This is a genomic window from Alteromonas gracilis, assembly GCF_036870955.2.
In the GTDB taxonomy this organism is placed as follows: Bacteria; Pseudomonadota; Gammaproteobacteria; order Enterobacterales; family Alteromonadaceae; genus Alteromonas; species Alteromonas gracilis_A.
In genome coordinates, this window is record NZ_CP145482.2 from 1,660,433 (window position 1) to 1,685,834 (window position 25,402).

Genomic DNA, 25,402 nt, shown 5'->3' on the forward strand with positions numbered 1-25,402 from the left:
GTTGAGTAAATGAAAAATACATATCCTTCTACCAATATCGCGCAAATTTTCAGCCCTGAGTTTGATTTATCTTTCTCGGCCTTTTCATTTGTTATAGCTGTGGCGGCTAGCTATGCGACATTAATTCTCAATGAATATATCATTAAATTGAAAAGACACGATGCTAAGACTGTTTTGGGTTTTAGACTATTGACAGGGTTTACTCTCGGTTTTGGTATTTGGGGGATGCATTTTATTGGCATGGCTGCTATGAAACTGCCATTTGCGATTTCTTATGATTTATTTCTCAGTGTTGTGTCTTTTATTCCTGCACTTATCTGCGGTGCTTTAGTTTCTAGATATCTCGCTATGTCCATCGTTTCAAGCTCTCAATGGGCTGTCTACAGTTTTTATTTAGCGCTAGGTATTTCGGCTATGCATCATATTGGAATGCAAGCATCACTGTCAGACGCGGTAGTTATTCACGACCCAATACTCATGGTAATCTCTTTATGGATATCGTGGCTGCTGTCTTGTGCAGCACTAAAAACCCAAAAAGGCGTTTTCTTATTTCTAAAAAAAGCAACCAAAAACCAAATAGCACTTCTAAGTTCATTAACTCTGGGCGCAGCTATATCAGCAATGCATTTTATTGCAATGCAAGCTAGCGAATATTTTTACATTCCAGGCAGCCAAACTAAAATTGGAGTTAGCGTTGAGCATTTTGTTAGCGTCATCTTTGCAATATCAGCTTTAATAGCTTTATTTTTGTCATTTACGTTAGCATTTAAGAAAAACAGCCTAACTCTGAATAAAAAGATTGATTCTATTTATGTTCAACTTTCAGATTTAGTCGAAAGTTTTGGTGAGCCAACTGTTTTAGTAAAGGATAATGGAATAATAGCGCATGCAAACAATACTTTTTTTCAATCATTTTCAGAGTTTACCGAAGAAACGTTAACACAAATGCCCATGAGTAAATTGTTAACCCAACTTCATGGTCAAAGTCATTTTTCATTTAGTGATAATTCAAACGAATCGGACTGTATGCAACTCGGTGAAGACGTGTTGGCGCTAGGTGGGCAGTACTGGGTATATAGAACTAAGAGATTGGTCAACGGGGGACAAGTCCACACTTGGACGAACGTATCTAGTGAATTAAATCAATTAAATTCTCAGATAACAGAAAAAACGCAAGCGCTGTTGCATTCTGAAAAGCTAAGAAAAAGAGGAAAAGAAGAAGCTGAGCTTTCACAGCTTGAAGCCCTTAATAGATTACTTTGTACCTTGTCGCATGAAGTAAATACGCCTATAGGTATTATTTTAACGTCACTGACTAGTTTGACGAAAGAAAAACACGCTATAAATGAATGTATCTCAAGCAATAAAGTAAGCAAGAGTAAATTAGTAAAGTTCATGGACAACCTTGAATCCTATGAAGCTTTGATCGAGCGCAGTACAAGAAAAGCGATAAGTGCCCTAGAAAAACTTAAGGTTATTCCAGAAGAAAACTACAGGTCAACTAAGAAACGCTTTCAACTCCGTACTCTTTTACAAAATATTCTCTCCAATTTAAGTTACATGAATACCACTATGTCGCCGTCGGTATCTTTGGTATGCAGAGATAAAATGTTTACCGTTATTTCACAAAGAGCACTGTACGAGGTTTTAAAACACCTATACGACAACGCTTTAGCACACGCATTCGAATCCAACGCTAATCCACTGATCAAAATAGAGGTCGTTGACACACTATCAGAATGTACAATCTATTTCGAAGACAATGGGGACGGAATAAAACCCTCACTGATTAAATCATTATTTGAGCCGTTTGTTTCTTCAAAGGTTTTTAAAGGGCATTTTGGTCTCGGTTTATATATGGCGAAGCATATAGCGAGATATCAGCTCGGCGCTGAATTGGTTTTGCATAAAACTGGTCCCAGCGGAACAATCTTTAAGCTCACTATCAGAAGAACAAGAGGTCTTTAGGTGGCATTTCTTGTGCAAAGCGAGTTTGAACTAAGACTTTTTTGTGCGCTGCAATTAGCATACATAATCGTCGTATCGAATTTGCTTAAGTCTGAAGTACGAAATGAGCATTATCGATACTTCCACCAATTTGCAGTGTTCTACTTTGATTCACTCTGCCATTTTTTCCTCAAGGTAATGATTAACTGGCTAAAAAATGTTGTTATCGTTTTACTATGTCTGAGTCGCAATGTTCGTAGAAGTCGGCTGTGATGTGTGTTTCTGGTTCTAGTTCTAGTAATTCGAGCTTGCGTCAGTGCCGGGGTACGGAACTATGCTTCGGTTATATGCTATTTCGGCTACTTGTTGAGCATTGCCGCGTCTTTCAAGGAATTCATAAAATTTAGAAGAACCTTTAAGTGCGCAATTTTTAACGTATACACTCGCGTTTGTATTGTGTTTACTTCTCCGATGAACGATTTTAGGAGACGCTCAGAAAATAGCGGCAACCTTGCGGTTACACGCTATAGTAAGTATCTGTGATGCTTTGTTTTTAAAAACTAGCGTGTGGGCCAAATACCTCGTAATGTATTCGTTCTTCAGTTACCCCGTGGCTTAATAGTTGCTCTTTAACAAACTTCATAAATGGAACAGGGCCGCATAAATAAAAGTTGGCGTAGCCGAATGGTAATTTAACGCGGTCAAAGTCCATAAAGCCTGGCAGGGTATTGGCAGAAGTAGCGTGGTGAAGGTCAGCATACCAAGTGTAGGCATGCCTGTTAGTCTCTTGCGTAAGCTGCCGTGTGCGGTGAGCAAAGGAATGCTGGCTCTCATTTTCGCAAGCATGTAGGTAGTAAACATCATGTGGATACTTTTCAGCTGAAAGCTTTTCTAGCATAGCCTGCATAGGCGTTACGCCTACACCTGCTGAAACTAGTACGACAGGTGTATTTCTGTCTACCAAGAAGAAATCTCCTGCTGGAGAATGTAGCTTTACAATGTCACCCTCATTTATGTTTTTATGCAAGTAATTTGATACTACACCTGGCACGCCATGTGTTTCACGTTTAACAGAAATTCGATAAGTTTTACCATTTGGCTTGTCTGACAAAGAGTACTGACGAATTTCAGTATATTCATGGCCCTCAGGGTTTACCTCTAGACCAAGATATTGTCCTGCTTGGTAATCAATTACGGGCCCGTTATCTCGTGGTTCAAATACAAAGCTAATCACTAGCTCTGACTCACGAGTTTTGCTTTTTACAACAAAGTCTCTGCTACCAATCCAGCCACCTGTAGTGGCTGCCCTTTGTTTGTATAAGTCACCTTCTCGGTTAACAAAAACACCTGCAAGCAGCTGGTACGCTGCAAGCCACGCTTCTTCTACTTCTGGAGTAAATAGATCTCCGGTTAATTCACGCAGTGTTTCTGTTAGGTGGTAACCTACAATATCGTACATTGCTGGCTGTATATGAAAGCTGGTGTGCTTCTGTGCGATACGTTCAACAGCTGTTTGTAATGCAGGAAGATCGTCGATATGTTGCACATATCCTGCGATTGCCGCGAATAAAGCTGCTTTTTGTGCGCCAGACTCTTGGTTACTCATATTAAAGATATGTTTTAATTCTGGATTATGCTTAAACATTCGACCATAAAAGTGATCTGTTAATGCTGGACCCGTTTCGTGTAATATCGGCGCTAGGCTTTTAATAATGTTTATATGCTTTTGTTGTAACATGGTCATACCTCTTTCGTTTCAACGATTAATAACAGTTAAGTAAATTGTGCAGGTTAAATCCTGCCGCTTTGACGGGGGCGATTAGTATTGGGGTATAAACACACAAGAAAATAATGCTTGCCAATACCCAAGATGCAGTACTCAATTGCCAGCTAAGCTGGAATAGACCTATAAGCGGCAATAATGATCGAGTCACTGCCGCTATAATCATTAATGCAAACGCTAAGCTGACAATTGGTTTTGGTTGTAATAGTCTGCCTGTGTGGCCAAGTGATACACGGCTCATCATAGCGAGTATCATCAACCCCATAGCGCCTATGGTCAGTAAGTGCAAAGCTGCGCTAAAGGTAACACTGCCTATTAGGTAACTTAAGCCGAGTAAAATCAGACCTATAGCTAGTGCCAGATAAGATAAGTGCAATGACCAAAGCAGCGGAATGCGTAGTGTTTTATGGCTTTGCCAAAAAACTAATCTAAGAAGGTGCAGTATCCCAGCGGTTAGCATTAACCAAGCTGGCGATAGTGGTAATTCAAACAGACCGCTGCTAAAGAACACTAAAGCGCCAACTACAGATACACAAAATATTGTTTTGTCTAACAACTTAGGGTGCGATACATGAGAAAGTCTTGCTCCCACTTTGGTAAAAAATGGGATAACACGCCCGCTAACAATAGCCATCAGTAAACAAAACAGCAATACCATGGTACGGCCAGAATGCATTGCCAATGACTTGTAGCTTGGTAACATCAAGTATTAGGATGCTTAGCTCTAATATCATCATCAAAGTAAAAATTATGATGAATATGTAATTTCTACGGTTTTTTGCTTTTATAACGAGTTGTGTGTAGTAACCGATAATCAGTAACCACCAACTGCTCTGCAAGACGATTGCTAGCGCTATGGTTTCCGCGCCGTTGACAAAAAACAAAACTCTAGCTGATAGCCATAAAGCCAGCAAAGCAAGTAAAGGTAAGCCTTTTATGCTTGGCCTACCTGTCCAAGTTTGAACTGCTGTAAGTACAAACCCAGTTGCTATGGTCGCACCATAACCAAATAACATTTCATGAAAGTGCCAAGTTGTAGGCGTTAAACCTGAGGAATTTAGCTGCCACCATGCATTTAAGTATCCAAGCCAAAAAACTAGCGCGATAATTGATGCCATTGTCGCAAATAGAAAACTCGCTCTAAATGCTAGTTGTAGAAACGGGTGCTGCGCGAGCGTGGCACTCTCATTAATACTGCTAATTGGGTTTTGGAAATTCAGCATTTTTCTTAATTCCGTTAAACTTCTAGGCCTAAACCTTTGATACCGACGCATCGCACCACATAGCCTATTTTGATAAAACCAGGGAACACCATAGTGCCGATATGACCTGCAACTTGTTGAGGAATAGAAAACAGTTCAGCAAATGGGTAACTTACTAAGATGCTTAATATGAAAAGTGCACATGACATACTGAGTACCCAGTTCCCAATTTTTACACTTTTGTGATAATTATTTTTCGATGCACTGTTTATTTCTCTAAATACAGTGATGTTTTGTTCGGAGCTAATTCCGCTGTGCATTGTAATAGCCTGGCTTTGTTCAACTACCTTGCCTAAACCACTTTTTGTGCCAGTTTTATTTAGTTGATTTTTATCAATAGTTTACGTTTTTTTAATTCTTTTGACTATTTTTGTAGTCATATTGACATACTTTAGATGTGTGTCATAATGACTCTTTAATGTCTTATTTTTGAATTAATAATGACCAACGTTAAAACGCTTCTTGAATTTGCTAAGGCACAGGTGGCCTGTTTGGATAACAAAGATAGGTTTAGCCGTTTATTAGATACGTTAGCCTTTGTTATTGATTGCGATGCAATCGTGCTATTAGCCTTACAACATGAAGTGTTAAGACCTTTGGCTATTAAAGGTTTAACACAGGACACCTTAGGGCGTCGCTTTGTAATAAGTGAGCACCCAAGGTTTGAGGCGATATGCCAAGCAAAAGCGCTAGGTTAGATTTTCTGCTTCGAGCCCTCTACCAGATCCATACGACGGCTTGCTTTCCGATTTCAGTGGAGATCTACCTATTCATGCCTGCATGGGTTTACCCCTGTTTTTTGCTGAAAAATTAATAGGGTTACTGACTTTCGACAGTTTAGAGCTGAGCGGCCTTTGACGATTTAGACCAAGAAAACTTAGATACATTAGCGGCTATTGCTGCAGCGACGCTAAAAATTGCGCTGACACTGGACGAGCTAGAACAGCAGAACTCTCGAGCACATACACTCATGGCTGAGCTTAATAAAGACACGCTGGCACGTGGTGGCCATGAGTTGATCGGTGAAAGCCACTGCATGCTCAGGTTAAAAAAAGAGCTCAACCTTGTTGCCGCTTCGCCGTTTAGTGTATTGATTCAAGGTGAAACCGGAGTCGGTAAAGAGTTAGTTGCGCGCGACTTACATTTACGGTCAAGCAGAGCAGAAGAGCCTTTGGTTTATGTAAACTGTGCGGCACTGCCTGAAAACCTTATTGAAAGTGAATTATTTGGCCACGTTAAAGGTGCTTTCACTGGGGCAGATAAAGATCGAGCGGGTAAGTTTGCCCTTGCCGATGGCGGCACCCTGTTTTTAGATGAAATTGGTGAGTTACCCTTAGCGGCACAGAGTAAATTGCTTCGCGCGCTGCAGTCAAACGAGATCCAGCCTGTAGGGCAAGATGAAATTCAGCATGTTGATGTAAGAGTACTTGCTGCGACAAACCGAGATTTGGCTAGTGAAGTGAGTGAAGGTAGGTTTAGGGCTGACCTTTATCACAGGCTAAGTGTTTATCCTGTGCAAATCCCCCCACTGAGACAAAGGCATGGTGATATCGGCTTGTTAGCTGGCTATTTTATTGAGCAATCTCGCCGTAAACTAGGTGTACAGCAACTGAAAATGGCTGATGATGTAATTGATTTTTTAAATGCATATGCTTGGCCTGGAAATGTGCGTGAGTTAGAGCATGTTATTAGCCGCGCAGCGCTGAAAGCATCAGCTAACTACAACTCGCATTCTATCGTCAAAATAGAAATCCAACATTGTGGAGAGTTACTAGCAGAAATCGATGCACCGCCAGTTAAAGCTAAAGAAATGAAGCCTTCAGATCAAGCCGGAGCTACTCAAATTGATAGCTCTCTGAGCTTGAAATTAGCGACTGCAGAATTCCAACGTCAACGTATTCGGCAAGCTTTGTCGCAGCATGAGGGAAATTGGTCTGCTGCGGCACGAGAGTTACAAACAGACAGAGCTAATTTAGCACGCCTTTCTAGACGCTTAGGTGTAGGTGTTAGTAAGCAAATCTTTTAGCCTCGGCAGGCCGTTTTGTATACATTGCAGAAGTCATTTGCGCTGAACAAATCTAAATGGGATAGGTTACCATAGTGCTCTTCGTTTTTTGCCGGAAGTGTTTGCAAAGAGGCCCGTTTGTTATTCTTACAGAACTTAACCTCCTATCCTGTCATTATCTGAGAATCCACCCTCCAATTCGATTCTCGATATCACTCTACAGAAAATTATTCGGGCGGCCATGCCCTTCTGTGGTTCATCGACCTCCTTTTCTCTTTATAGCTTTTTTAACTTTCAGAGGGTGAGCCTAGATATATAAAACAGACTGCGAACTAAACGCTCGTTATGGATTTCTTTGAAATGCTCTATCTACTTAAAAGGCCTGTTTAAGCTTTTTGATAGTGGTGTCGTAGTTTATTAAAAACTATCTATATGTTTCGCACTCTCAAAATATAAATGAAAGCGGACAATTCGAGTGGCAGTATCCAACAGGGCGAGCATTCTCTAAATCACCAAAAATAGATAGGCTGAAAATTCACCTGTTTTTCACTCTAATTTTTTATAGTAATAGTAAAGGGTCAAGTCAGCTATAAAAATTGGTATAGCTTGAATGTTTAGAAAAGACCTTTAAGTACTTCTGATAGAAGATAATCGCGCATTGGACAGTCAAATTTTCGGGTTCTTGGAGGGATTGGGGGCCTGGATTATGCGGCTTGTGGCAACGATAGTATCAATTAAAGTAAACGGTTTAGCTTTGACGTTATTGTATTAGACTTGAATCTACCTGATGTCGATGGTTTACAAGTATGCGAAAGTATTAAATCAAGTCAAAAAAGTATTACCCCTATACTTATGCTGACAGCTCGGGATGCTTGTGAGGATAACGATAAAGGTTGTGTAACCGGAGTAGGTGACTATCTCACAAAACCTTTCGACTTGAGAGAACTAACATTGCGTTGTGTAGCGCTCGCTAGGAGGCCTAATCTTCATAGTGAAATAGCCTTAGAAAACGGTCGGCTAAAAATAGATGCTCGCAACCAATTAGTAACGTGGGCAGGTACTCTAATAAAGCTTATTAATACCGATTTTAAAAATTCTGAGTTTGTTAATTACGCGCTACCCATATCCCGTAACACGCAGTGACATTTCAGATTTATTGTGGGGTGATACGCCTCTCGAGAGTAGTTTTTTAAAAACGCATATATACAATCTGCGTAAGGCATTAGAACCTAAACTTTTCACCATAGGTAATGTTGGCTATCGGTCTAAAGAGCTACAACAGAAGAAAGAGGTTAATATTTCAGCATCAAAAAGAATAGAAATTTATGCGTCAGTATCTGTAAGAAACAAAACTAAAAAGTAATTCTCTTTAGTAGACAGATAATCACTTTGCATTGAAGTGATATTCCTAGTGCTATCATGATTAAATGCATAGTGCTTCATATTGGAGGTGTCTTTTGAAATCATCAAAAAGCCTGGAGTCGTTTTACGAAGAAATTGTTCGTAAAGCAAACGACGCAGTTGTTATAGCTGATTCGAACAGTCATATCGTATTTTGGAATTTAGCGGCAACTCGCATGTTTGGTTTTACGGAGGAAAATGCGCTAGGCTGCGATATGCACGATCTGATAACGCCTCCAGAATTCAGGGAAAGAGCGAAGGCTGCATACATCAATTACGTTGCTACAGGTGAAGGTCAATTGATAGATTCAACAAAACTAGTCCCTGCAGTTAAGGAAAATGGCGAAAGGATATATGTTGAGTTGTCGATATCACGACTACAAACGGAAGGCTCTTTTTGGGCGTTTGCATTTTTAAGAAATGCAACTGATAGGGTAGAAAGAGAGAGGCTGTTAGAAAAACAAGCACTAAAAGATCCATTAACTCAGCTAAGCAATAGGCGATGTTTCCAACAATTTGTTGAATCAATTAATATCTCAGATTTTGTCGTATGCTTAATTGATGTTGATAACTTCAAAACATTGAATGATAAGTTCGGGCATGATGTTGGCGATGAAATTTTAATATCATTTTCAAAATTATTAAGTTCTGAAACAAAAAATGCAAAGCACATTGCTAGAATGGGAGGAGAAGAATTCGCCATTGTAGCCAACCAAAATGACTTCGGCCACTTGATAAGAGAGTTAAAATATATTAACCAGTATTGTCAATCGGGAGAACTTGACGTACCTGAGTTTAGTTTTAGTTGTGGTGTTTGTAACGCAGCAGAATTTTCGAGCATACGAGATACACTGTCAGAAGCAGACAAGCAATTGTATAAAGCCAAAAGTGGTGGTCGCAAAGCGATTTACTACAAGTCAAAAGCGCTTTAACATTGAAGACTACTAACCAGTCATACTATTTCTGTTGGTGTAAAAATAATTGTATGAGTAGCGTTTTTAGTCTGAAGTGACAGAATGTCAAAACAGACAAATTTTACGACCATGTTTTAAAGGTTGCAGCTTCGCCAAATGCATCTTCCAAAGCCGAATGACTTGAGCAGCTCAACGGTTCAAAAGCTCGACTTATCTAATTGTATGCTCAACGAGAACTTTCCTAGAAAAACATGAAAGGGCTTGAGACTGCAGACCGTTGTTTTACACAGTCGAAAGACACCATAGGAATAATAAAGAAAGTCAACGCTAATGTCGCTATGATCGCTGACCTATCTACTCAAATATCAACAGCTGCGGAAGAGCAAAGTGCGGCCTCGGAAGAAATCGATAGAAACGTGGCGAACATTAACAGGGTGGCAGCAGATAGTCTTTCACTTGCAGGCGATGTGGCTACTCATGCTGGAGCTATAAAACGACGAGCTGAAGCACTTACTTCTTTACCACTGAGTTTTAACGAATAACGGAAACGTATTGTCTTTTCAATGGGGGAATGACTTTATGTTTGACATGGTAGAGGTCCCCTGTTCGAATCAGGGTAGACGCACCATTCTATTTCTCTCGTGAATTTATTGCATTCAAAACAGTTTCAATTTTATGTGCTCTTTGCTCTATTAATATCCGCTTTATATGATTTCGCAACCAAATTAACCCTTTGTCACTACTTTGTCGTTTATGCCATAACATCGAAATAGATGAATGAGGAATATCTAGCGGTGGGTGAGCGACCGTAATCTCATTGTTCACGAGTTCGTTGTAAACAAGGTCAGTAGGTAAAATCGCGATAACATCAGTCTCTTTGATGATCGGTATCGCGGAAGAGAACGTGTTGACCGTTATAGCAACCCGCCGTGTTAATCCCAGTTGCTGTAAAGCTTGGTCTGTCGGACTAGTCGTATCACCTGATAATGAAATTAAAAGATGATCTGCCAATGAAAACTCTTCAACAGTTAGTCGCTTTTTGTTTAAACGATGATTTTTCCTCATGGCGCAGACATAGCTTGTATCAAACAAATGCTCTGTACAGACATTCTCCAATGAGCGGTTACTTTGACCAATTACAAGGTCAACTTCAGAAGCGTCCAACATTGGTTTGGCACGAGAAATAGTATAAGGCACAGCATGTAAGTTGAGGCCCGAAGCTTCTCTCTCAAAGAGTTTTCTTAAATCTAGCCACAGTGAATCGAGAACAATATCGGGTAAAGCAACCCTAAATGTCCGCTTTGCATTGTTAGCCTCAAAATCATCAGGTTCTACGGTTTGCTTGATATTTTGTAGAGAGTCTCGGACTTTTTCCCAAAGGTTATTTGCATAGGTAGTGGGCTGTATCCTTCGACCATCAGGAACAAACAACTCATCTTTCCACAATACTCGCATTCTCGACACTGCGTTAGATACAGCGGGCTGTGTCATTGACAGTCGCGCAGCTGCTTGTGTAATTGATTTTTCTCTCATTATCACATCAAAGATAACCAAATATTTTAACTCTTGAGGCTTCACGAATCGTATCCTTGATTAGAAATTTAAAATATCACATATTTGTATGAAAGGGCGTCTTATGTGTGGTAATCATCATAAAACATGATGAATATGATGCCATAATAAAATTATTTTTTCTGTCGTTATCTTCTTAATATGTCAAAAAGTGAAATACAGACGACGAGTATGCAAGTGAAAAAACTAACTCAGCTAACGGCAATCCTTCTTTGGTGCTCTTACGCAAGTGCACACAATCACGACGGCGACAAAGGTTTTGATATTAAGGTACAAGATCTTGGAAGTAATATTTTTGAATTAAGAACAGACCGCTCTGGCAACGTAGCAGTGTTGATTGGCGAAGACGGTGTTTTTATGGTCGACACACAAATGGAACACTTGGTTGAACTTATTGACACGACACAGAAGCAATTATCTGGCAACCGAGAGGTCAATCTAATCTTAAACACCCACTTTCACAGAGACCATGTCAGGGGCAATGCGTACTTTAAGAAACGTGGAGCGACTATCATGGCACATCCAAATGTTCGGGCCTATTTTGACAACCCCAAAGCACTTAAGATGCTGGGCCGCGATGCGCCCTCGTTTGCACGGGAATACTACCCAACAGTAGACGTTACAGATGAAACCTCAATTAATATGAATGGTCAGAGCATTGCGCTTTATCATACCCCGAAAGCCCATACTAACAGTGACCTCTTTGTTTTATTTGAAGAGGCAAATGTAATACATGCAGGTGACCTGGTTTTTAACCGCCGTTTCCCATTTATTGATATCGATAATGGAGGGTCTGTAGCGGGCTTTATTGAAGGTGTTAAAAAAATACTTTCAGTAGCAAACTCAGAAACAAGAATTATTGCAGGGCATGGACCGACGGCGACCGTCGCTGACTTGGAGGCGACTATTGCGATGTTATCTGAAACTCACAGTATTGTAGAAGGTTTAGTTGAACAGGGGCTTTCACTGGAAGACATTAAGGTCTTAAACCCTCTAAAAAGCTATACAGAAAAATGGAGTTGGGCATTTATCAACACCGAGAGAATGGTGACGACACACTACTATGACATAACAGGAAAACTTGAATAGAAAGCAATCAGTGTTAACAACACATCACGTCATTTGTACTTAAACTTTGATAGTAAAGCACTAAACATACCCTGGAGTACGCTAATGAATATTACGAAAGGCGCTCAAATAAGCCTATGCGCTGTGCTCGCATTAGTGGCGGCCCAAAGCTTAGCCGAGCAAAACATTATTGTTGCTAAAGATAGTAAAGCGATGGATTTATTTGGTTACCATGCAGCGATTAGCGAAAACACACTGCTCATTGGAGCACCAAAAGTTGATGGTGAAGGAAAGGCGGATACAGGAGCAGCGTATGTTTTTGTGCTTGGTGAAAATGGCTGGTATCAGCAAGCTAAGCTCGTTGCTGAGCCTTCTTTCGCTGAAGATATGCTTGGTGGCAACGTCGCATTAAGCAACGATATTGCTGTCTTGGGTGTGATGAGAAGGGATGATAAAGGAAAAAACTCAGGTGCTGTCGCTGTATTTGAGCGTCGCTTTGAGCAATGGGTTCAGACGCAAATGATCACTGCCCCGGATGCCAAACCGGGTGATGCTTTTGGCCAAAGCGTTTCACTCACAGATAATCACCTTGTCATCGGCGCTCCGAGACACGACGCAGGAGGCGCTGATTCAGGTGCTGCTTATGTTTACGAGAGAGTTAGTGATTCTTGGGTTTTTCAAACCAAAATCGAAGCGAGTGATGGCGCAGCTGGGGATGTTTTTGGAATAAGTGTTGCGATTGATGATGAAACCGTTGTTGTCGGTGCTGACTTACACGATGGGAAAGCAGAAAATGCTGGGGCTGCATACGTTTATGTTTTAGACGGTGAACAATGGAAGCAAGAGGCTAAACTTACAGCGGTTGATGGTGCTGACACCGATTTATTCGGGGTAAGGGTATCAATTTCTAATGACACTGCATTAATAGCGGCTAGGCGTGATGATATAGAAGGTATTGGTGTAGATGCTGGTTCTGCCTATATTTTTGAGCGCAATAATGGCAAGTGGGCACAAAAAGTTAAACTGATATCGCCAGATGGAAGAGCGGATGACAGGTTTGGACGTGGTGTTGCGTTAAGCGAAAACATGGCACTTATAAGTGCTATGAACCATGATGCTAATGGCACTGATACTGGAGCGTCTTACATCTACAAGAAGGACGATGCTGGTTGGAAATTCATGTCAAAGATTACTGCGAAAGAGAGTTTTCCTAACGACAGGTTTGGGTGGAATGTAGGAATGGCTAACGGAATGGCTGTTGTTACAGCACCGAATTATGATGGTAAAGGCGAGGATTCGGGGGCGGTACTCATACAATACTTGAATAAGGCTTCAAATTAGTATGCAGTATTTTTGTTCAATTTAGGTTTAAGCGATGTCTTTGATGGGGTCTTTAATTTAAATGATTGTTTGTTCATCTTTTAATATTGGACGAAGAATCTATGGAAAACGCGGTACCTTGATTTGTCGAAAGCCCAATGGCAGAGCGTTAACAACTGACAAAGCTAACGTTCTCACGGAGGAGGAGCTAATGTAAATGCTCAGGCAAGAGAGAATAATCTGGCCTATTGGGTCATTGAGTCGATAGTTGTGTTGACAAAAAATCATAAACGAAGCGTATTCGCTTGTTTTTACGGAGTTCTGAATGGCTAACTAACCATGAACTGTATTCATATAATGAACGGCTATCAGGGTATAAACACTCAAGTTCACTTATTGTTTCGTGAAAATTAACGGGCAGTAAAATAAAACCTAAGCCACATTTTGCTAATTCAATTTGACTAAGCTGAAAATCACTTATTGATACATAGTCAATCTGCTTCTCGTCTAGACCTCCAGTCACTAAAATCTGTGTCATAAAGTCAGTATCGTTAAAGCCAATAATAGGAACTTTTTGTCCATTTAAATTGGCGCTACGAAATGCCTTACACAAATTTGGAGCCCCATAGAGACTTACTTTTCTATTACCTATTTTACGAATGATTAGCGCTTCTTCTTCTGGTCTATAATGCCTTACCGCGATATCAGCATTTCTGTGTAGTAAATCGGCGGTGTCATTTGAAACTTCTAATTTTATCTGAATTGTCGGCTCCAGTTTTTTTAGTTCAGAAATTATCGCAGGCATGGTGAAAACTGCATCAATTTCGCTGACGGCAATGGTTACTATTCCAGTGTGAGATGACGTAGCTCCTTTAGCTACTATGATAGTCTGACTCGCGACTTTCTCCATTCCTTGCAATACCTCAACAATTTGCTCTCCTTGCGGTGTCAGGAATAGATTGTTCTTGCTACGCTCGAACAATACGATCCCTAAGTTTTTTTCCAAAGCGGAAATCCGCCTGCCTACAGTTGGCTGGCTAGTGCGTAGTATCTTTGATGCTGCCGTCAGAGAACCTGTCTCAGCCGTGCGCAGAAACGCTTTAGCATCGTTCCAATCGAAATCCATATGTGATCCTCTCACCGCTTACTAATTCCAGTATACATATTTGTATACTGAGTCAACACGGAAAAAAAGAGCATCTGGCCGGAGCGAATGCTAATTTCGACGACATCAGATTTATCGAAGAGTGAAGTGGCTATATGCAGACAAACGTCAAAGCAGCGAATTTTTGGAACCGGATTTCAAAAAGGTATGCGAAGAAAGCTGTGCCTAACGAGGAGATTTATCTGCGCAAAGTAGCGCTTACCCAAGCTTATCTTCTTTCCACTGATTCTGTATTAGAGTTTGGCTGTGGTACGGGTAGCACTGCCATTATGCACGCTTCAAAAGTAGAAAGGGTTGACGCAACAGATATCTCGCCTGCAATGATTGAAATAGCCAAAGAGCGCGCGCGTGCCGCCAATGTTTCAAATGTATCGTTTGAAGTAGGTGTGTTGGAAGATTTTAAGTTTAAACCTGATTCTTACAATGCTGTTTTGGGGCTAAACATTATGCATTTAGTTGAGAGTCCCTCGTCTACTTTGACCGAGATACATAGAGTATTAAGAGAGGGGGCGTTTTTGTCTCAAGCACACCACTTATTCAGAATGAATTTGTCATCGTGAGGTGGCTTGTGAAGTTTGTTCAATTTATAGGGCTAGTGCCGAAAATACACTCCTTCACGAGAGATGAATACCTCGATTTGGTTTCTGAAGCCGGGTTTGATGCAGTTTTGGCATGGACTCCAAGTGAAAACAGTATTTTTGTGATAGCAAGAAAGTTAGCACCAAAAGACTAAATAAGTACTCATGTTCAAAACTTGGATTAGTCAAAACTTTATCTAGCAATCTGACAGATAGAGGTGAACCAAGTCTGTCGGTCTTGTTTGTACGTGAAGCAGACATTTTACTCTTCCACTGAAAGCGCAAAATATGTTTTCAGTAGAAACAGGTGTTACTATGAAGCCCCTCTAACAATTCCTTAAAGGCGGCGTTGACCTTTCGCTCCTTGTCTTTTGTTGCCTGTCAGGTTAAGTCGATACTGATGAGCCATAATGTCAGACAGGGTATGCGCTACTACAACTACATCTGTTAACACCAAGCGACTTTGTCGTATCTTAATTACCAAGCGATTCTGTCGTAATTGCTAATTACCAAGGGAATTTGTCGGTCATTTTTTTATGTGCCTGTTAGTGTTCATTTTTTTGAATATTAGAAGGCATGTTGAGGATGATTGTGATGGACTCTAAAGCTCAACTCACTGTTGATATCATTGCTAAGGTAGTCGAAGGCAGAATAACAATTGCCAACGCTGCAAAATTACTCGGTAAGTCTCGACGCACCATTGAACGCTACGTAAAGCAATATCAGCAAGTCGGTATTCAATTCGCTATTCATGGTAATAGCGGTAAAACCCCGCCAAACAAAACGCCAGTATCAATTAAGAAAGCAGTGCAGGCTTTGATTAAAGATAAGTATTTCGATTTGAACTTGTTGCACTTGGCTGAGCAGTTGGCCGAAAACGAAAACATTGTTGTGAAGCGCGAAACACTGCGAGGTTGGGCGCATGATATTCACCATGTTAAACGAGCTAAGCGCAGGCGCAGCAATGTTCGTAAACGTAGAGAGCGTATGGAAGCAGCGGGCTTAATGATGCAAATGGATGGCAGTCCGCATCGCTGGTTTGGGGATAAAAAGCACTGTTTAATTGCCATGATTGATGATGCTACCAGTGAAGTATACGCCGAGTTCTTTCCTTCAGAAACGACGGTAGGTTGTTTGAAAGTGATGCGAGATTGTATTGAAGCCAAAGGCGTTTTTAAAACGCTTTATGTGGATAGAGCCGGTATATTCGGTGGCCCTAAACGCTGCAACTTCTCACAGATGCAGAGGGCTTGCGAGGAGCTAGGCATTGAAATCATTTTTGCCAATTCACCGCAAGGCAAAGGCCGTATTGAGCGAGCATTCGATACCTTCCAAGACCGTCTTGTTCCCGAGCTAAGGTTGAACAATATCAATGATATTGCTGCCGCTAATGCCTACCTTAAACACGTCTTTATTCCGCAGTTCTGGCAAACCAAAATTCAAGTTAAATCAAAGCAAGTACCTGAATTTACGGCTCTGTCGAAACACATCAACCTTGATGATATCTGCGTCATTAAAAACCACCGTAAAATACGTAACGACCATACCTTCAGTTATGGCAACAAGTTCTATTTAATAGATTCACCGCTCAAGCACTCCATTGCCAATCAGAAAATCGAGATAAGGAACACGAGTAAAAAAGAGTTTACCGCTCACTTCGCTGGCCGCAAACTCAATATCTCTGAAGTTAATGAACCAAGCAAACTCGCATCAGAGGACTTGGCAGTACAGAAGAAACTTAAAGTATTAGCGTTAATCGAAAAACTCGGAAGCGTCAGCGCTGCATCACGGCAAAGTGGCGTATCACGGGACACTATTCATCGACACTTAAGACTGGTTAAACAAGGTGGCCCCGCTGCATTAAAACGCCAAGAAACACCTAATCTGCGGCACAAAAACTGTGTGGATAAGGCGATAGAAGACGCCGTTGTGAAATTCTCAATTGAACACCCTCACCTTGGTCAGCAGAAAGTCGCGATGAAGCTCAGTAAAGCCCTAGGTGTCGATATTAGCGCGGGCGGTGTGCGTAGCATGTGGCTAAGAAACAATATGAATACCACCGAATTGCGAGTCGAAAAATCTAATGCTTTAGCTGAATCGGCATAAAAGATAGCCAGTTTAGCAACTGGCTGATATGCTATTTACGACAAAGTCGCTCGGTAATTAGACCGACATAATCCCTTGGTAATCACACTACTACAACTACATCAATATAGTAGTCATGCCGCTATAGCTTATCTCTAACCTTTCATTCAACAAAATCACTGTCGAAGTTATTTTATTCCTCAACGTTGCATCTAAAACTACAATTCATTGTGTCTAAGATAAAACATCATTCTTAAATTATGAGGAATTTCTATGTCTGAACTTTGGATACCTATTATTGGCATCATTTGCATAACGCTTGTTATCGTTTCAAACCTGTATTTAACTTCGCGCGATAAGCAGCGTTTGCACACAACGCTGCAGTTACACCTTGAAAAGGGAGGAGAGTTGACTCCTGCTTTGTTGCAAGAGCTAGGTGCAAATTTTGACCAGTCAAAACACGACCTACGCAAGGGATTATTACTTACAGCGATTGGAATTGCCTGTTTTGCGGCTGGCTCTGCCACAAATAACTTTATTGTCGGCGCTGTATTTGGCGTTTTTCCGCTGTTTGTTGGGTTGGCTTTTTGCGGTATCGCGCAGTTAAGCAATAAAGATGAATGATAAAGCGCTTATCACGCGAGTTCTAGTCAATGATGATCAACACGCGTTCACTACACTAGTCCGAAACTATCAGCAGCCAATACGCCAATTTCTATGCTTAGGTTAACCCAGGGTAACTGGCCTCTTGCAGACGATATTGCCCAGCAGGTTTTTATAAAACTATACGCTAATTTGGCAACTTTTCGCGCTGAATCTAGCCTAAGTACTTGGCTCCACAGTGTTGCGTACAGAACCTTTTTAAATGAGGTTCGAAAACCTCATCACCTAAAAGAGACAGAGCTTGAGGGTTTCGAACAGAATAATATTGTTGCGAACAATGCTGATAACGAAATTTTGGTAGAGCAGCTTATGGCGATGTTACCTATCTCAGAACGAGCATGTTTAACTCTGGCTTTCAGTGCTGGAATGAGTCATCAAGAAATAGCCACCGTCACGGACTATCCATTAGGTACCGTAAAATCTCACATTAGTCGCGCAAAGCAAAAGCTTTCAACTTGGTTGGAAGAGACTCAGGCAAGGAATGAAACATGAACCATTCATCGAAACAAGACATTGCAAAATTAGTAGCTTATAAAGATATGCCAAGTGAAGATGCATTTGTAGAAAAAGTTGTTGAAAAAGTTGGTGCTAGGCGCAATTTTCGCAAACGCATTCTTTCGCTCGTAAGTGTAAGTGCAGCTTTGATATCACTGTCACTTGTAGGCGTTTCAAGTAACTCGAATTGGCAGTTTATTTCAAACTTCGTCAGCCAGTCTCCGATGTTGCTTTCAGCTGTAGTAACAGTATTTTTGTTAAGTGGCACGCTATTGGTTTCGGAGTCAAAGTAAGTTTCTGCATCTAAACCACGCATTTGAGGTGTCTAACAATGAGTAGTTAACTCAATTGTAGAGGTTATGATGAACAAACTGGTCTTAATGGCTGTTTTAATGGTAATGCTATCGCTTAATGCTTCAGCAAAGGTTGTAAGTGAGCAAACAAAACAGAGAATAGAAGAAACGCTGCCTGGAAAGTTAGAAGGGCTTTACAATAAGTTTGAATTGAAAGGCGACTTTTTGCTCGCTGTTGTCGATGCAGAAGGGCTAAAGTATTCATACACGTTAAATACAAAAGGAAATGATTCTATTAAAAACGGGTTGAATATCGATACGCCGTTTTTGATAGCGTCGCATACCAAAGCTTTCACTGGGACGTTAGCTAATGTCTTAGCATCCGAAGGCGACCTCGTGCTCAATGCGCCGATTGAAATGTATTTGAAAGATGACGTTACTCATCCAAGTATTCCAATTGACCAAATCACTGTTAAACAATTACTAAATCATACTGCTGGTTTTACTAGCATAATGCACACGTTTAAAACCGCTTTTCTTGGTTTTGAAAACAATAGTGAATTGGTAAAAGCGCTTAATACCAATACGATGGTTGCGCCAGTGGGAAGTTTTCGATACTCAAATACTGGGCCTATTTTGGCTGCACGCGCCATGGAGAATGCCACCAAAAAAAGTTGGAAGACGTTGATGCAAGAAAAACTATTTCAACCGCTCGGAATGCATAATACACATTCCTCATTTAGCACTTTTCCAGCTGACGCTGTTTTACCTAGTATCGAAATTGGTGCTAATGGCGAAGTCTTAAGAGAAGGGCTTTTTAAATCTGACAACACGTTGCATGCAGCAGGTGGCAACATTTCTACATTAGCTGACATGGCTAAATGGATGCAATTTAACTTAGCTAGAGGACAAGAGCTTTCTAACGACACTAATTTTTTTCGGTTGTTACACGAGCCAACCACAGTACAAGACAAAACATACTATACATACAAGCGGACCGGGTATAGCTTAGCGTGGGATATTGCGACCTACCAAGACCATACCATTCTTACCCGTTTTGGCAGCTATGCGGGTGTCAGTTTCCATGCCTCTTTTATGCCAGAGGAAGGTATTGCTGTGATTGCTGTATTCAATGACCATCGAGGGTATGTACTTCCGCACCTTGCAGCAAACCTTGCATACAATTTGGCTATTGAACCTGATTTGGCGTACTCACGCTATGACCATGAAGTCAAAGGGCTTGAAAAGAGTATCGAACGTGAGCAAGCAAATGCACTTAACGTATTAGATCGCGTAGAGTATTCACCAACATGGGCGCAAAAGCTTGGCAACTATGTAAATGTTGATGGGTGGCCTCCGATTACGCTTAGCGTATCGGATAACCAGGTTTGGCTATCTACTGGAGAACTAGAAGGGCCTGTGTACTTGAACCGTGAAAAAGAAGGCAGTTATATTGTTAACCTAGGCTCGATTCGCCGGACAATAACATTCACTAGCTCTGAAGATGGTCAATTAACATTGAAAAATGGAAGCTTACAATACTCAAAAGCAACGTAAGTCAACGACAGCATGACGTACTCGCTCATATTGAGCTTCGCTTCTTGTAAACTAACAATTGGCACTATCCAGTGCTAGACGTCTGCCTATACTCTCAGAACTTTAGAATTTCGCTAATAGTTCTGAGAGGAACTAATGGTTTAATCAATCAACGTATTGTTGAGTACTCACTAATAATAATCAGCATTTTACTGGCTCTGTAAAGTGCTGATTGCCGTGGCAGTCCAAGCAATATGCGACTTTGTTGTCCTTTCAAGTGAACGTCATATGTTTGTCTCAAGGTGCCTTTTAATCCATCAGGCTGCTCCGTGTTTAAAGTAATCATCAAGCCTTCTGTCCATTTACGGGCGTAGCCTGATGTAATAAGCAGTTATACAAAGTTTGTTAACGCAATCTAAATACATACATCACAAGATGTCGTTTAATAGAAATGTCGGAATGGTAGTTAGGCAGATAAACAAAGAACAGCAGACTTTCTGATAATCGAAAGGCGAAGTATATTACGCCAACCGAGCGTTGACGGCTTTTAAAAGCCGTCAATACAGAAAAAACATCACTAATGATGCATTAATGCGACTATGGCATTGACTCACCAAAATGCTTATGAGTTTCTATGTATGCTGGCCTCTGTTTGATTCTGCTTATATATGCGGAAACTTTGGGTGATGGAGTCAGCGTTCCAAAGGTTAGCGCAGAATCGAGTAAGCCACCGAAAACCACGTCTGCGGCTGTAAATTCATCACCTAGCGCCCACCCTTCGTGTGGAGTCATCGCTTCGATAGTTACTACGACTCGGGCTCTATCCCCCCATCCAGCTGTTGATGAATCAGGATGCTCTACATTTGCAGCAGCTAAAGTTAACGCTGGCTCAATGGTATTTCCGGCAATGAATAGGTAGCGGTAATATTTTGCTCGTTGACTAGATGTAATGGCAGGGGCAAGCTTATTATCCGGGTATTTGTCACAAAGATACGCACATATCGCGGCTACTTCTGTGACAACGTTTCTACCATCTACTAATACAGGCAATTTACCCATTGGATTGATAGTTTTCAGCGCGTGAAGTTCAGGTGAATCTTCTGAAAGATTTATGCTTACTTGTTCATGTTCAACGTCGAGTTCCTTTAGCATCCAGTCAGTTGTCACCGCTCGGCTAAAAGGATTGTAATAATGTTTCATCTTGTCATGCTCATTTTTTGTGGATAATTTCACTAGTTTAAATGCGGTAAAATTGGTTGAGTGTTTCAAAAGTAATTGACTCTAACCGCTGACTAAAAGTGTATAGTAATAATATGCCAATAAATGACATATTAGATTGTGACAAAGACAAATTTTAAACATCGTGTTGACAGGCGAAATCGCTTGCTTGGGTTGCTTCGCTCTGAACAGCATTGGACGACATCTGATTTACGTGAACATTTAAATGTTAGTCAGCGAACCTTGATGCGAGAGCTAGCAAGTTTGAGAGAAGAAGGCTACCCAATCGACGCAGATAGAGGTCGCGGCGGTGGCGTTCGTTTAGCAAGTCGATGGGGCATTGAGCGCCTAATTTTAAACCATAAAGAGGTGATTGAATTATTACTTGCACTTTCACTGGTTGAGTCACTACCGTTACCCTTCATGACAAATAATTTGAAAGAAATTAAGCAGAAGTTATATCAAGTATTTCCTGAAAGTGAGCGCTCCAGAATAAGTCAGGTTCGAAAACGAATATTTGTTAATACACATGTTAGTAGTATAGCGCCCTATCAACCTGTAGAGACTCACATCGATATATCACAGGCCTCATGTGAAGCTTTCTTCGAACAACGCTGCTTGAATATCAAATACGTCTCTGAAAGTAAGACGTTCTCGTCGAGAACTATAGAGCCCCATTATCTTATGCTTGCTTGGTAGGTTTGGTACACTATCGCTTGGGACCATCTGAGAAACGACGCTAGAGTCCTGCGTATAGATAGGATAAAAAATGCCGAGTTGACATCGAAGCGTTTTAAACTTCGGCCGGAATTAATTGCGAACGACCCCTATGAAAAGTTTTTTGCGCCAGTTTAGCCCGTTAAACTGTAGTAAGTAACAATTTACGTTTGGGACTAAGCTCAAGTAACGATACAAAGATCTGAGCGTCAGCACTTTGTAGTCTATAAGCTCGTGTGTCTTTTATAGATGCATTACTATGAAACCATCTAAAAGTTCAATAATTTAACACTGTTTTATTCATTAATAATCTGGCCGCTATGAGCATATAGTACAACCTCTCTCGCCCAAGAGTGCTTTGCACCTTTTACATCAGAATGCTGTGGGCGAGAACTTTTTATAAGTTAAAAGTATAAATGAGAGGTCGTCATGATTAATCGTAAAACAAAAGTTGGATTTCCGTTAATTGTCGCGGCCACTTTATTGTTGCCCAGTGTTTTCGCAAAAGCAGAGCAAACGCATACTGAGTTTGATGAATACTTAATTGAGTGCGAGCGAATTCGCATATGTAACGGTGTTTTTCTGATATCTGATTCAGGCTCGGTAGTACACCACAAAGCCTATGGCGTGGACGGTAGCTCGCAAAGTCTTAAGCTTACAACGGATCACAAATTCGACATCGGCTCCGTAAGCAAACAGTTTACCGCAGCAGCAATAATGAGGTTACGAGATAAGAACAAGCTATCTTTTGATGACCCCCTTAATAAATACATTCCTGAGATTAACTATCCTGGCGTCACATTACGGCATCTTTTAAACCATACATCAGGTGTCCCTGACATCATGCGACATTTCAGAAGGTTGTTTAGAGGTGGCAAAGTCGATAGACCGATTGATAATCAGTTCATGCTTTCAGAGATGGTAACAAACTCAATGCCATCAGAGTTTAAAGCTGGCCAAGAGTGGAAGTACAGCAATACGGGTTATTACCTTTTAGCGAACGTAATAGAACGCGTTTCTGGTAAAACTTACAGTGAATTTATGGAAAGTGAGTTTTTTAGACCGTTAGGGATGAATAACACTTTGGTTTACGACACAAAGACCAGTAAACAATCGGTAAATAATCGCAGTTTTGGGTTCACAGAACGATACGACGGAAAGATTCATCAAAGAGACCAAATTCCTAACTTCTTCTTAGTTGGAGCTGGCGGTATTTACTCAACGGCCGAGGATTTGATGGCGTGGTCAGATGCAATAGTTGATGGGAAGCTTTTTTCGAACTCAAGTTGGGAGCAAGCCTTACAGAACACGAACTATGGCGATGGGCAAACCAAAGACTATGGTTTTGGGTGGGGACTTAAACCATCAAAGTATGGCCATAAAGTCCTGAAGCATTCGGGAGATTGGCGTGGCTTTTCATCTGGTTTTGCTATTTATCCTGAACAGGAGCGGACAGTTATCATGCTAACTAACAACAATATTCACAGAGAAATAGACGGCGTTTATTCAGCGATTGAGGATATTCTAGAAGGGCACAAGCCAGAGCGACTTCGCGAAAATCTTAGTCGTGTACTTTACCAAGCCTCTACTTCTTCGGATGACGATGCACTTGAATTAATTGCCCGTGAAGTTCTGAACACTTAAGCAGCGAAAACTACTCGGTCGATGTAAAACCTATTAACCATCTTGGGTACATGCTACTTGAACGAAATGAACATGACAAAGCGCTAACAGTGTTTGAACTAAATAAAGAATTGAACCCAGAAATACCAAACACCTTCGATAGCTTAGCCGAAGCGTATTATCTTAGTGGAAACAAAGAGGCAGGGAAGGCTTTGTTTACTGAAATGTCTCAAAAATTCCCTGATTTTATGGACTATGAAAATCGACTTAAAGAAATTGAGCAAGAGTCAAATAAAAGGTAAGAGGCTGTTTTTGCGGCCTGTTTGATACAGAAGTATATAACTATATTCATATCAAGCAGGTCGTTTTTTTAATTGGTGTGGTTATTTTTTAGTAATGTTTTTTCAATTTTTAATTGCCACCTTTTTCTTTTCGTAATGGCAATTTAGGAGAGCTTGTATGTTTTTTTTAAGAGTGTTTTTGTCGTTTACAATTTTAGCTTTGTCGCTACCAGCTTTATCAAGTTCGATAGAATCAAAAGGCCAATTGGTGCTTTCATTTAGTGATGGAAGGGCTTCGGTATCTGGAATAAGTGACGTTAACAAGTATCTTATGAACGTAGGGGTGAGAGTGTCAGAAACGCCTATCCCTAAAAGCACACTGTCAATTATTAAAAAGTCAAAAGAGAGAGCGTTAAGACCAGACGAGCACTCGGCATTGATTGAAGCATTCTCTTTAAATCGAGAGGGCCTACTCGAGCAAATTAGTTTGGCAGGGCGAAAACCAGCGGTAGCACATGGCGGCTATTTGACGACATCAGAGCCCAACGTAGCGCCTTATCCCAAAGTATACGACATGATGTCGATGACTGAAGAAACAAAACACTATCTTCAACATAAATTCGGCAAGCTTCATGTGAATAGCTCTGAAAACGGTCAAGGCATTGATGAAGTCATGACCATTATCTCTGGAGGTCACTGGACATGGTTCTTTGTCCTGGCTGATGGCGTAGTTGGTAAATTGACACTTGGGTATGTTGATGAGGACAGCAAAGCGTGGAGAATCTCTTACCCTGGTATCGTTGCCCATGGTGGCTTCTTTGATTCCGCGCATGGCCTTGTTGTAGCTTATGCTCATGGCCCAGAACAATTCATAATGAGATACCAAGATGAGTCAGTGGATTGGTCGGAAACACTGGGTGGGAACCCATGGATAGATTTTTCTGAGAAGACGCCTTTGTTATTGTCAGAGGTTTCTAGAGACTAGCGCTTATCTTTGTAGTTCAGAGAGCTTTTTTACGGTATAGGAGGTGATATGTTTACTGTTGTTTACGAGTTTCAAATTACTGATGGTAGCGATGAGCGCTTTAGAGAGGCATGGAGAAAGCATACCGAGTTTGTTAGCTCAACGCGCGGAAGTTTGGGGTCTCGACTCCATACAATAGGTGCACCGAACACTTATGTAGCATATGCTCAGTGGCCTGACAAAGAGCGTTGGGCTGAAACTAGCATGGCTTATAAAGATGCACAGCCTGATACACTTCAAGAAATGAAAAAGTATCTTATCAAGTCTTCTGTATTAAGAGAGCTAAATGTTTGCGACGATATGCTCGAGTAAGTGGAATGTAGCATAAAGCTAAATTGGATTTGGCGAATTCCATTTAGACACTGAAGTGACCAGCAAATTAACGATGAATTTCATCGTGGTTGAAACGTGATTTATATCATTTTAAGCGTCACGAAAATAAATCTAAACTC

At 40.9% G+C, this 25,402-nt stretch carries 27 protein-coding genes and 1 pseudogene; 21 read left to right on the forward strand and 7 right to left on the reverse strand.

Annotated elements, in window-relative coordinates:
- Positions 1-9: 9 nt before the first annotated feature.
- Entirely contained in the window at positions 10-1,968 is a 1,959-nt protein-coding gene (locus V6N89_RS08050; RefSeq protein WP_338517095.1) for an MHYT domain-containing protein, read from the forward strand.
- Between the two features lie 532 nt (positions 1,969-2,500).
- Here the strand turns inward: V6N89_RS08050 and hmpA are convergent.
- From hmpA to V6N89_RS08070, 4 genes are read right to left on the reverse strand one after another with little or no spacing between them, the layout of a single operon-like run.
- Positions 2,501-3,685, reverse strand: a complete 1,185-nt coding sequence (gene hmpA, locus V6N89_RS08055) for an NO-inducible flavohemoprotein (protein ID WP_338520242.1) — start codon at positions 3,683-3,685, stop codon at positions 2,501-2,503.
- A gap of 25 nt (positions 3,686-3,710) precedes the next feature.
- Positions 3,711-4,406 (reverse strand): NnrS family protein, encoded by a 696-nt coding sequence (locus V6N89_RS08060; protein WP_346993793.1) that lies wholly within the window; start codon positions 4,404-4,406, stop codon positions 3,711-3,713.
- Positions 4,351-4,953 (reverse strand): NnrS family protein, encoded by a 603-nt coding sequence (locus tag V6N89_RS08065; RefSeq protein ID WP_346993625.1) that lies wholly within the window; start codon positions 4,951-4,953, stop codon positions 4,351-4,353. Before V6N89_RS08065 ends, V6N89_RS08060 begins: the two co-directional genes overlap by 56 nt.
- Before the next feature lie 14 nt (positions 4,954-4,967).
- On the reverse strand, positions 4,968-5,252 hold the full coding sequence (locus tag V6N89_RS08070; protein WP_338517097.1) for a hypothetical protein: 285 nt from the start codon (positions 5,250-5,252) through the stop codon (positions 4,968-4,970).
- Positions 5,253-5,432: 180 nt separating this feature from the next.
- On the opposite strand from V6N89_RS08070, the pseudogene norR reads away from it, so the two are divergent.
- From norR to V6N89_RS08100, 5 genes and pseudogenes are all read left to right on the forward strand, one after another.
- Positions 5,433-7,018: pseudogene (gene norR / locus V6N89_RS08080) on the forward strand (nitric oxide reductase transcriptional regulator NorR).
- Between the two features lie 753 nt (positions 7,019-7,771).
- On the forward strand, positions 7,772-8,140 hold the full coding sequence (locus V6N89_RS08085; protein WP_338517099.1) for a response regulator transcription factor: 369 nt from the start codon (positions 7,772-7,774) through the stop codon (positions 8,138-8,140).
- Positions 8,100-8,360, forward strand: coding sequence for a helix-turn-helix domain-containing protein (locus tag V6N89_RS08090; RefSeq protein ID WP_338517100.1), 261 nt, complete (start codon positions 8,100-8,102; stop codon positions 8,358-8,360). The genes V6N89_RS08085 and V6N89_RS08090 overlap by 41 nt, the downstream gene beginning before the upstream one ends.
- Before the next feature lie 94 nt (positions 8,361-8,454).
- Complete coding sequence (locus V6N89_RS08095) at positions 8,455-9,330, forward strand: GGDEF domain-containing protein (RefSeq protein WP_338517101.1); 876 nt, start codon at positions 8,455-8,457, stop codon at positions 9,328-9,330.
- Positions 9,331-9,563: 233 nt separating this feature from the next.
- On the forward strand, positions 9,564-9,854 hold the full coding sequence (locus V6N89_RS08100) for a hypothetical protein (protein ID WP_338517102.1): 291 nt from the start codon (positions 9,564-9,566) through the stop codon (positions 9,852-9,854).
- An 88-nt stretch (positions 9,855-9,942) separates the two neighbouring features.
- On the opposite strand, the gene V6N89_RS08105 is transcribed toward V6N89_RS08100, so the two are convergent.
- Entirely contained in the window at positions 9,943-10,890 is a 948-nt protein-coding gene (locus tag V6N89_RS08105; RefSeq protein ID WP_338517103.1) for a LysR family transcriptional regulator, read from the reverse strand.
- 171 nt (positions 10,891-11,061) lie between these two features.
- Here V6N89_RS08105 and V6N89_RS08110 point away from each other — a divergent pair, with 171 nt between their 5' ends.
- Both V6N89_RS08110 and V6N89_RS08115 read left to right on the forward strand, forming a co-directional pair.
- The gene (locus V6N89_RS08110; protein ID WP_338517104.1) at positions 11,062-11,973 is read left to right on the forward strand and encodes an MBL fold metallo-hydrolase; all 912 of its coding nucleotides are present in this window, start codon (positions 11,062-11,064) and stop codon (positions 11,971-11,973) included.
- Positions 11,974-12,057: 84 nt separating this feature from the next.
- Positions 12,058-13,293, forward strand: a complete 1,236-nt coding sequence (locus V6N89_RS08115) for an FG-GAP repeat protein (protein WP_338517105.1) — start codon at positions 12,058-12,060, stop codon at positions 13,291-13,293.
- 232 nt (positions 13,294-13,525) lie between these two features.
- Here the strand turns inward: V6N89_RS08115 and V6N89_RS08120 are convergent, their stop codons facing one another.
- Positions 13,526-14,398: a LysR family transcriptional regulator gene (locus tag V6N89_RS08120; protein ID WP_338517106.1), complete on the reverse strand. Its 873-nt coding sequence runs from the start codon at positions 14,396-14,398 to the stop codon at positions 13,526-13,528.
- 134 nt (positions 14,399-14,532) lie between these two features.
- Here V6N89_RS08120 and V6N89_RS08125 point away from each other — a divergent pair, with 134 nt between their 5' ends.
- The 7 genes from V6N89_RS08125 (at position 14,533) to V6N89_RS08155 (ending at position 20,108) form a co-directional block, all read left to right on the forward strand.
- Positions 14,533-14,997, forward strand: coding sequence for a class I SAM-dependent methyltransferase (locus V6N89_RS08125; protein WP_346993626.1), 465 nt, complete (start codon positions 14,533-14,535; stop codon positions 14,995-14,997).
- 8 nt (positions 14,998-15,005) lie between these two features.
- Complete coding sequence (locus V6N89_RS08130) at positions 15,006-15,170, forward strand: hypothetical protein (protein ID WP_346993627.1); 165 nt, start codon at positions 15,006-15,008, stop codon at positions 15,168-15,170.
- A gap of 430 nt (positions 15,171-15,600) precedes the next feature.
- A complete protein-coding gene (locus tag V6N89_RS08135) occupies positions 15,601-17,121 on the forward strand; it encodes an ISNCY family transposase (RefSeq protein ID WP_346993628.1) in 1,521 nt (506 codons plus the stop codon).
- A gap of 252 nt (positions 17,122-17,373) precedes the next feature.
- Positions 17,374-17,724 (forward strand): DUF6249 domain-containing protein, encoded by a 351-nt coding sequence (locus tag V6N89_RS08140; protein ID WP_338517108.1) that lies wholly within the window; start codon positions 17,374-17,376, stop codon positions 17,722-17,724.
- A 93-nt stretch (positions 17,725-17,817) separates the two neighbouring features.
- On the forward strand, positions 17,818-18,255 hold the full coding sequence (locus V6N89_RS08145; RefSeq protein WP_338517109.1) for an RNA polymerase sigma factor: 438 nt from the start codon (positions 17,818-17,820) through the stop codon (positions 18,253-18,255).
- A complete protein-coding gene (locus tag V6N89_RS08150) occupies positions 18,252-18,551 on the forward strand; it encodes a hypothetical protein (RefSeq protein ID WP_338517110.1) in 300 nt (99 codons plus the stop codon). Before V6N89_RS08145 ends, V6N89_RS08150 begins: the two co-directional genes overlap by 4 nt.
- A 66-nt stretch (positions 18,552-18,617) precedes the next feature.
- On the forward strand, positions 18,618-20,108 hold the full coding sequence (locus V6N89_RS08155) for a serine hydrolase domain-containing protein (protein ID WP_338517111.1): 1,491 nt from the start codon (positions 18,618-18,620) through the stop codon (positions 20,106-20,108).
- 576 nt (positions 20,109-20,684) lie between these two features.
- On the opposite strand, the gene V6N89_RS08160 is transcribed toward V6N89_RS08155, so the two are convergent.
- On the reverse strand, positions 20,685-21,287 hold the full coding sequence (locus V6N89_RS08160; RefSeq protein ID WP_338517112.1) for a glutathione S-transferase family protein: 603 nt from the start codon (positions 21,285-21,287) through the stop codon (positions 20,685-20,687).
- A 138-nt stretch (positions 21,288-21,425) separates the two neighbouring features.
- On the opposite strand from V6N89_RS08160, the gene V6N89_RS08165 reads away from it, so the two are divergent.
- From V6N89_RS08165 to V6N89_RS08185, 6 genes are all read left to right on the forward strand, one after another.
- A complete protein-coding gene (locus tag V6N89_RS08165; protein ID WP_346993629.1) occupies positions 21,426-22,004 on the forward strand; it encodes a helix-turn-helix transcriptional regulator in 579 nt (192 codons plus the stop codon).
- Positions 22,005-22,016: 12 nt separating this feature from the next.
- Positions 22,017-22,160, forward strand: a complete 144-nt coding sequence (locus V6N89_RS21730) for a WYL domain-containing protein (RefSeq protein WP_431189793.1) — start codon at positions 22,017-22,019, stop codon at positions 22,158-22,160.
- A gap of 291 nt (positions 22,161-22,451) precedes the next feature.
- On the forward strand, positions 22,452-23,666 hold the full coding sequence (locus tag V6N89_RS08170) for a serine hydrolase domain-containing protein (RefSeq protein WP_338517114.1): 1,215 nt from the start codon (positions 22,452-22,454) through the stop codon (positions 23,664-23,666).
- 50 nt (positions 23,667-23,716) lie between these two features.
- Positions 23,717-23,947 carry a tetratricopeptide repeat protein gene (locus tag V6N89_RS08175; protein ID WP_338517115.1) on the forward strand — a complete coding sequence of 77 codons (231 nt, stop codon included), beginning with the start codon at positions 23,717-23,719 and terminating at the stop codon, positions 23,945-23,947.
- 157 nt (positions 23,948-24,104) lie between these two features.
- Entirely contained in the window at positions 24,105-24,911 is an 807-nt protein-coding gene (locus V6N89_RS08180) for a hypothetical protein (RefSeq protein ID WP_346993630.1), read from the forward strand.
- A 48-nt stretch (positions 24,912-24,959) separates the two neighbouring features.
- On the forward strand, positions 24,960-25,262 hold the full coding sequence (locus V6N89_RS08185) for an antibiotic biosynthesis monooxygenase family protein (RefSeq protein ID WP_346993631.1): 303 nt from the start codon (positions 24,960-24,962) through the stop codon (positions 25,260-25,262).
- Positions 25,263-25,402: the final 140 nt, after the last annotated feature.

What these genes read in the sequence shown, in the direction of transcription:
- V6N89_RS08120 (WP_338517106.1), bottom strand. Translation starts at nt 14,398, where the DNA reads ATGGATTTCGATTGGAACGATGCTAAAGCGTTTCTGCGCACGGCTGAG.
- V6N89_RS08145 (WP_338517109.1), top strand. Translation starts at nt 17,818, where the DNA reads ATGCTTAGGTTAACCCAGGGTAACTGGCCTCTTGCAGACGATATTGCC.
- V6N89_RS08115 (WP_338517105.1), top strand. Translation starts at nt 12,058, where the DNA reads ATGAATATTACGAAAGGCGCTCAAATAAGCCTATGCGCTGTGCTCGCA.
- V6N89_RS08180 (WP_346993630.1), top strand. Translation starts at nt 24,105, where the DNA reads ATGTTTTTTTTAAGAGTGTTTTTGTCGTTTACAATTTTAGCTTTGTCG.
- V6N89_RS08185 (WP_346993631.1), top strand. Translation starts at nt 24,960, where the DNA reads ATGTTTACTGTTGTTTACGAGTTTCAAATTACTGATGGTAGCGATGAG.
- V6N89_RS08150 (WP_338517110.1), top strand. Translation starts at nt 18,252, where the DNA reads ATGAACCATTCATCGAAACAAGACATTGCAAAATTAGTAGCTTATAAA.
- V6N89_RS08160 (WP_338517112.1), bottom strand. Translation starts at nt 21,287, where the DNA reads ATGAAACATTATTACAATCCTTTTAGCCGAGCGGTGACAACTGACTGG.
- V6N89_RS08125 (WP_346993626.1), top strand. Translation starts at nt 14,533, where the DNA reads ATGCAGACAAACGTCAAAGCAGCGAATTTTTGGAACCGGATTTCAAAA.
- V6N89_RS08060 (WP_346993793.1), bottom strand. Translation starts at nt 4,406, where the DNA reads ATGCATTCTGGCCGTACCATGGTATTGCTGTTTTGTTTACTGATGGCT.
- V6N89_RS08100 (WP_338517102.1), top strand. Translation starts at nt 9,564, where the DNA reads ATGAAAGGGCTTGAGACTGCAGACCGTTGTTTTACACAGTCGAAAGAC.
- hmpA (WP_338520242.1), bottom strand. Translation starts at nt 3,685, where the DNA reads ATGTTACAACAAAAGCATATAAACATTATTAAAAGCCTAGCGCCGATA.
- V6N89_RS08070 (WP_338517097.1), bottom strand. Translation starts at nt 5,252, where the DNA reads ATGCACAGCGGAATTAGCTCCGAACAAAACATCACTGTATTTAGAGAA.
- V6N89_RS08050 (WP_338517095.1), top strand. Translation starts at nt 10, where the DNA reads ATGAAAAATACATATCCTTCTACCAATATCGCGCAAATTTTCAGCCCT.
- V6N89_RS08065 (WP_346993625.1), bottom strand. Translation starts at nt 4,953, where the DNA reads ATGCTGAATTTCCAAAACCCAATTAGCAGTATTAATGAGAGTGCCACG.
- V6N89_RS08140 (WP_338517108.1), top strand. Translation starts at nt 17,374, where the DNA reads ATGTCTGAACTTTGGATACCTATTATTGGCATCATTTGCATAACGCTT.
- V6N89_RS08135 (WP_346993628.1), top strand. Translation starts at nt 15,601, where the DNA reads ATGATTGTGATGGACTCTAAAGCTCAACTCACTGTTGATATCATTGCT.
- V6N89_RS08170 (WP_338517114.1), top strand. Translation starts at nt 22,452, where the DNA reads ATGATTAATCGTAAAACAAAAGTTGGATTTCCGTTAATTGTCGCGGCC.
- V6N89_RS08155 (WP_338517111.1), top strand. Translation starts at nt 18,618, where the DNA reads ATGATGAACAAACTGGTCTTAATGGCTGTTTTAATGGTAATGCTATCG.
- V6N89_RS08175 (WP_338517115.1), top strand. Translation starts at nt 23,717, where the DNA reads ATGCTACTTGAACGAAATGAACATGACAAAGCGCTAACAGTGTTTGAA.